This is a genomic window from Anabaena sp. CA = ATCC 33047 (assembly GCF_963870205.1).
In the GTDB taxonomy this organism is placed as follows: Bacteria; Cyanobacteriota; Cyanobacteriia; order Cyanobacteriales; family Nostocaceae; genus Trichormus.
Window position 1 is genome coordinate 200,683 of the sequence record NZ_CAWMSA010000067.1, and the last position, 6,216, is coordinate 206,898.

The 6,216-nt window shown below is 43.6% G+C and carries 5 protein-coding genes; 4 read left to right on the forward strand and 1 reads right to left on the reverse strand.

Going from position 1 to position 6,216, the window contains the following annotated elements:
- Window positions 1-188: 188 nt before the first annotated feature.
- The 4 genes from AACS98_RS20255 to AACS98_RS20270 all read left to right on the forward strand — a co-directional run bounded on the left by AACS98_RS20255 (window position 189) and on the right by AACS98_RS20270 (window position 4,496).
- A complete protein-coding gene (locus tag AACS98_RS20255) occupies window positions 189-656 on the forward strand; it encodes an Hsp20/alpha crystallin family protein (RefSeq protein ID WP_066383242.1) in 468 nt (155 codons plus the stop codon).
- A 104-nt stretch (window positions 657-760) separates the two neighbouring features.
- A complete protein-coding gene (gene dnaK, locus AACS98_RS20260; RefSeq protein ID WP_066383245.1) occupies window positions 761-2,650 on the forward strand; it encodes a molecular chaperone DnaK in 1,890 nt (629 codons plus the stop codon).
- Between the two features lie 563 nt (window positions 2,651-3,213).
- Window positions 3,214-3,459, forward strand: a complete 246-nt coding sequence (locus AACS98_RS20265; protein WP_082803828.1) for a hypothetical protein — start codon at window positions 3,214-3,216, stop codon at window positions 3,457-3,459.
- 11 nt (window positions 3,460-3,470) lie between these two features.
- Window positions 3,471-4,496 carry a hypothetical protein gene (locus AACS98_RS20270; RefSeq protein ID WP_066383247.1) on the forward strand — a complete coding sequence of 342 codons (1,026 nt, stop codon included), beginning with the start codon at window positions 3,471-3,473 and terminating at the stop codon, window positions 4,494-4,496.
- A 128-nt stretch (window positions 4,497-4,624) separates the two neighbouring features.
- On the opposite strand, the gene glpK is transcribed toward AACS98_RS20270, so the two are convergent.
- Window positions 4,625-6,142, reverse strand: a complete 1,518-nt coding sequence (glpK, locus tag AACS98_RS20275) for a glycerol kinase GlpK (RefSeq protein WP_066383249.1) — start codon at window positions 6,140-6,142, stop codon at window positions 4,625-4,627.
- Between the last annotated feature and the right edge of the window lie 74 nt (window positions 6,143-6,216).

Consider the following 6,216-nt stretch of genomic DNA (forward strand, 5'->3'; position numbering starts at 1 on the left):
TTGCGATCGCAATGGTTCATCAAACCGAACCCACAGCTATTTTACAGTGTTCTAGTGTGTTAGTAAGGAAGCTTGAGATAAAGCTGTTCGCAACCAAGATTAATCAAACAAATATACTGACCACCTGTCAACTAAAAAGCTTGAAATTAGGCTTTCCAAACCAAAATAGTGCATTTTGAGGTGATATTATGGCACTGATTCGTTGGGAACCATTCCGAGATATTGAACGCTTAGAACCATTCCGGGAAATTGATACTTTACAACGGCAAATGAATCGTCTGATTGAAAGGTTAATGCCCACAGATGGCGGTGAAAGAGGTGGATTGACATTCATGCCGGCGGCTGAACTCGAAGAAACAGATGATGCGATTCATTTGAGACTAGAAGTACCTGGTTTAGAATCCAAAGATATTAATGTAGAAGCCACACCCGAATCGATAGCGATTAGCGGTGAACGCAAAACCGAAACCAAAACTGAAGAAGCTGGTATGACTCGTTCTGAATTCCGGTATGGTAGATTCTACAGAGAAATACCTTTGCCTTATCAAATTCAAAACGACAAAGTACAAGCTGAATACAAAAACGGCATTCTTCGTCTAACGATGCCGAAAGCCGAATCAGAAAAACAAAAAGTTGTAAAAGTTAATCTCGGATAATTTCAGGGAGTTAGGCATATATGTAGAGACGTTGCATGCAACGTCTCTACAAGTCAATAGTTAACAGTTGTTCTGCACCTACACCCTAAAGAGAGGAAATTCTTATGGCAAAAGTAGTTGGCATTGATTTAGGAACAACGAACTCATGCGTTGCTGTGATGGAAGGGGGACAACCAAGCGTGATTGCTAATGCAGAGGGACAAAGAATTACGCCCTCTGTTGTGGCATATACTAAAACAGGTGAACGCTTGGTGGGTCAAATTGCCAGACGGCAAGCTGTAATGAACCCAGAAAACACTTTTTATTCTGTGAAACGCTTTATTGGGCGAAAATTTGATGAAGTCACCCATGAAGCCACAGAAGTTTCTTATCGAATCATGCGCGACAGTCAGGGAAATGTCAAATTAGACTGTCCCGCAGCTAGTAAACAATTTGCGCCAGAAGAAATTTCTGCCCAAGTGTTGCGGAAATTGGTAGATGATGCCAGCAAATATTTAGGAGAAAAAGTCACCCAAGCTGTAATTACAGTCCCGGCATATTTCAATGACTCTCAACGCCAGGCTACTAAAGATGCTGGGAAAATTGCAGGTATAGAAGTTCTCCGCATCATCAACGAACCGACAGCCGCCGCCCTCGCCTACGGTTTGGATAAAAAGCAAAATGAAACTATCTTAGTGTTTGACTTGGGTGGTGGAACTTTTGACGTTTCAATTTTGGAAGTAGGCGACGGTGTATTTGAAGTTAAATCTACCAGTGGTGACACTCATTTAGGTGGTGATGACTTCGATAAAAAGATTGTTGACTGGTTAGCGAGTGAATTTCAACGTCATGAAGGTGTAGACTTGCGGAAAGATAAGCAAGCACTACAACGACTGACAGAAGCAGCCGAAAAAGCCAAAATTGAACTTTCCAGTGCGACGCAAACTAATATCAATCTCCCGTTTATCACTGCCACGCAAGAAGGGCCAAAACATTTAGATATGACGCTGACGCGGGCTAAATTTGAGGAGATGTGTGCCGATTTATTTGACCGTTGTCGTAAGCCTGTACAACAAGCATTGCAAGACGCTAAACTTTCCCATGCGGAACTCGATGAAGTTGTATTAGTTGGTGGTTCAACGCGCATTCCGGCGGTACAAGCATTAGTCCGACAAATGACGGGGAAAGAACCATGTCAAGGAGTTAACCCGGATGAAGTTGTGGCTGTTGGTGCAGCTATTCAAGCGGGTGTACTGTCAGGTGAAGTCAAAGATATTTTACTGTTGGATGTTACACCGTTGTCTTTGGGTGTGGAAACTCTGGGCGGTGTGATGACTAAGATTATTGAACGTAACACTACCATTCCGGTGAAGAAATCCGAAACTTTTTCTACCGCCGCCGATGGACAATCAAACGTAGAAATTCATGTTCTTCAAGGTGAACGGGAGTTAGCTAGAGATAATAAAAGTTTGGGTAATTTCCGTTTAGATGGAATTCCGCCAGCACCTAGAGGTGTGCCACAAATTGAGGTGACTTTTGATATTGATGCTAACGGTATTCTCTCGGTGACGGCGAAAGACCGGGCAACGAACAAACAGCAGTCGATTTCGATTACCGGGGCTTCTACGCTGGATAAACGCGATGTGGAACGGATGGTGAGGGATGCAGAAGCCCACGCCGCCGAAGACCACCAACGTCGGGAACAGATTGATACTAAGAACATGGCGGATTCTTTGGTATATCAAGCGGAGAAACAATTGCGAGATTTAGGTGATAAAGTTAGTGCCAGCGATCGCAGTCGAGTTGAAGGGTTAATCAGTGATTTACGAGAGGCGATTAATCAAGATAACTTTGAGCGAATCAAATCTCTAACCAACGAATTACAACAAGTTCTGATGCAAGTTGGTAGTGCTGTTTACGCCCAAGCCGCAGGAACAACTCCCGACGGTACAACCCCAGGTGAACAAGGTGGCGGTGAAGATGTAATTGATGCTGACTTTGTGGAAAGTAAATAATAGTGAGTGAGTGCTGTTAATCAGATAGTTAAGGCGCAAGCGTTCCTCGTTTGTGCCTTTTCAGCATTAATGTATTTCATTATCTCAACACAATTAATTACACCTAATTAACAATTCTCAGTTTTGATGGCATCCGGCGATGAGCATAAATCTAGAGTAGCAAAAGTACAATATATACACTCTAGTTGGTTTGTTATGAATCTTTGTAAAGAAATATAAAAACAGTGATGACTTAACTCGTCAGCAACAAGTCATTAGTCTTGAGTTTATTCCTCTTACCCCTACAGCCTACTCCTTGTGTTTCTGAGGAGGGAATTGTTTATGCTGTTGCTATTCCATACGCCAAAGAAACGCAAGTAATTAGTATCTAAATGTTGGGAATTAACTATATGCTAAGAAAAGATCCACGCTCACTACTCCCGGTTTATACTATGCCAACTTTGCATTGATTGTGATGCCCAAAATTGCTGATTAAAATCAAGTAGACAACTAAACACACACTGATCCCTGTTTGTTTGCTTGAATAGCTATATTGATAGGATTGAAATACCACCTTCTTGATTATGTCCAGTAAAGTAATTAATGTTAGAGAATATACTGTAAGAGCGCATCAACGTGTAATTCACACTCGCGTTTTTCACTTTGTCTGTAAAGAGTGCAATGAAGCTACAAAACGCGAGACGTATGGCCCTCGTCCTTTATATTGCGAAAGATGTCGCCCGCCCCAACCACCGAAAAAATCGCAGCAGCCAAGTCACAAGGCTAAACCTCGGCCAATGTCTTATACAAGTGATACTGATTTAGGTTGATGAGAAAATAGATGATGAATCCTCAATTACATTTAGAACCCCCTCCCCAAGACTTTCTTTCGCCGTTGTTAGAACTCAGAGACTATTATGCTGGTCTTGTAGAAGAGTACGAAAGTTTATATAATCAGGCGCGATCGCAGCTAGATCATGTACAAGCTTTGTTATCAACCTGGGCTTCTGATTCAGATGACAAAGACCAGATTACAGCTAGTAAAGTCACGCCGCAATTATGCCCATCTCCTCAAGATGAGTCTTCCCTTTCTGCACCTGATAGTGCGGCTTTCGCTGATATGAATGTGTCAGAGTCTAGCCAATCTGACATCGAAAGCTTAGAAACTTTGGAAATAGAAGATACTGCTGCTAGGGTGACAGATGTCAACGAGTCTGCAACCGCCAATTCATCGAATCCCAAAGAGATAACGCCGGAAGATATCAGAGGCGTTGATATTCCCATGTTATCCCAGTATGAATCTCTGAGTCGGATGGAAGCGATCGCTGAACTCTTGGAAGAACATATTGGTACTGTCTGCCATATAGATTTTATTGTGCGATCGCTCTATGGTGAGTTAGAACCTGATGTTTTCCATGTAGTTAAAGGTAGAGTTCAGTCTTCCCTCACACAAGGTAGAGAAAGACAGGCTTGGTTTCGCATTCCTGACGAACCCGGTTGTTATACCCTAGATTTGAGTTTGGTAAATTCTAATCGCACTCATAGGTATTCTCAAGCCGGCAAAACTAAGAAGAAACCTGTGGTTATCCCCAAGGGAAATCATATCCCGATGTTACCAGCCTATGAAGGGCAATTTTTGATTGATGCTCTCACCGCTTTCTTTCACAAACATCCAGGGAAAGTCTTTGGTGTGGCGGAAGTCATCACGGGACTTTATGGAGAATTAAATGATGACGATTTCCGAGAAGTTAAGAGTAAGGTACTCAATGAATTGTCTCGTGGTTATCGTATAGGCAGATTCGCCAGAATTCCCAACAAAGTAGGCTTTTATACTTTGGATTTGAAGCTAGCGGCTAAATCAGGGTGAGGGGATTGGGGACTGGGGATTGGGGACTGGGTAAAAATTATTCTCCCTTGTCTCCCTTGTCTCCCTTGTCTCCCTTGTCTTCCTTGTCTTCCTTGTCTTCCTTGTCTCCCCTGCTTCCCCTGCTTCCCCTAATCTTCCCAGGCTAGAGAGCGTTTAACGGCTTTTTGCCAAGTGGCAAAGTTGGCTATGGCTTGATGTCTTCCCTCTCCAGGCTGAAATATGCGGTCAATTTTTCGTTGGTTTACCAGTTGTGTATAACTATGCCAAAATCCGCTAGCGATACCTGCTGCAAATGCTGCCCCTTGTACGGTTGTGTCGCGCATGGTGGGACGTTCTACGGGAATGCCTAAGACATCGGCTTGAAACTGCATGAGAAAATTGTTCTCACAAGCACCACCATCGACAATTAAACGCTGCATGGGGCTGCTACTAGAGGCGTTGATAGCCTGTACTACTTCTAACACTTGATAGGCGATCGCTTCTAATACAGCCCTGACTAAATGCTGGGGTTGCACACCAGCCGTAATTCCCAAAAATGCGCCTCTGGCGTTCATATCCCAATAAGGCGCACCTAGTCCGCTAAATGCTGGGACAAAGTACACTCCACCATTATCTGCTACTTGCTGCGCCATAGCTTCAGTTTCCGCCGCCGTTTTGATTAACTTGATGCCATCCCGCAACCATTGGATACAAGCACCACTGGTAAACATACTGCCTTCTAGAGCGTAGCCGATATTTAAATTATCTTTTGGATTGGCTTGTGTACAGGCGATTGTAGAAATCAGTTGATTGTGCGATCGCACAATATCCGCCCCAGTGTGAGCCACTAAAAAGCTACCAGTGCCGTAGGTACATTTCATCAAACCGGGGCGATCGCAGCCATGACCAAACAAAGCGGCTTGCTGATCACCTAAAATAGCAGTGATCGGAATAGCCGCACCGAATAACTCAGCATCAGTCACGCCAAACTCACCTAAACTCGGTTGAATTTTCGGTAAGATATGCGCCGGAATCTGGAAAATATCCAATAATTTCTCATCCCACTCGCAGGTGGTGAGATTCATTAACATGGTGCGGCTAGCGTTGCTGTGGTCGGTGGCGTGGACTTTTCCCCCCGTGAGTTTCCATAGTACCCAAGTATCAATTGTGCCAGCGATAACATTATTCAAATCAACGCCTGTTATCTTGTCTAATAGCCATCTGAGCTTAGTTGCAGAAAAATAAGCATCGATAATTAAACCTGTGCGTTGGTATATTTCCTGACTATATCCCTGTGCTTGTAATTGAAGACACAGGGGAGTAGTCCGCCTGTCTTGCCAGACAATAGCATTATGTAATGGTTTTCCTGTGGTTTTATCCCAGAGTAAACAAGTTTCTCGTTGTACAGTCAAACCTATCGCCGTAATTTGAGATGGGGTGATTTGAGACTGAGACATTGCAGCTTGCATCACCCAGCAAGTATCCTGCCAAATTGCTTCCGGGTCATGTTCTAACCATCCCGGTTGGGGATAATATTGTGTGAGTTCTTTATAAGCCTGTCCGACAATTTTACCGTCGGCGTTAAAGATAAAAGCGCGGTTTCCTGTTGTACCTAAATCTAAGGCGAGGATATAGCCGGATGATGTTGTGTTGCCGAATGTCTGCATAAGCCCCTTTGGGGAATTCAAAATTCAAAATTCGTCTTGAAAAGTTTCCTACGGCGGGAAACCCGCCTACAGAA

Excerpts from the sequence above, each read along its gene's own strand:
- AACS98_RS20255 (WP_066383242.1), top strand. The coding sequence starts at position 189 with ATGGCACTGATTCGTTGGGAACCATTCCGAGATATTGAACGCTTAGAA.
- dnaK (WP_066383245.1), top strand. The coding sequence starts at position 761 with ATGGCAAAAGTAGTTGGCATTGATTTAGGAACAACGAACTCATGCGTT.
- AACS98_RS20265 (WP_082803828.1), top strand. The coding sequence starts at position 3,214 with ATGTCCAGTAAAGTAATTAATGTTAGAGAATATACTGTAAGAGCGCAT.
- AACS98_RS20270 (WP_066383247.1), top strand. The coding sequence starts at position 3,471 with ATGATGAATCCTCAATTACATTTAGAACCCCCTCCCCAAGACTTTCTT.
- glpK (WP_066383249.1), bottom strand. The coding sequence starts at position 6,142 with ATGCAGACATTCGGCAACACAACATCATCCGGCTATATCCTCGCCTTA.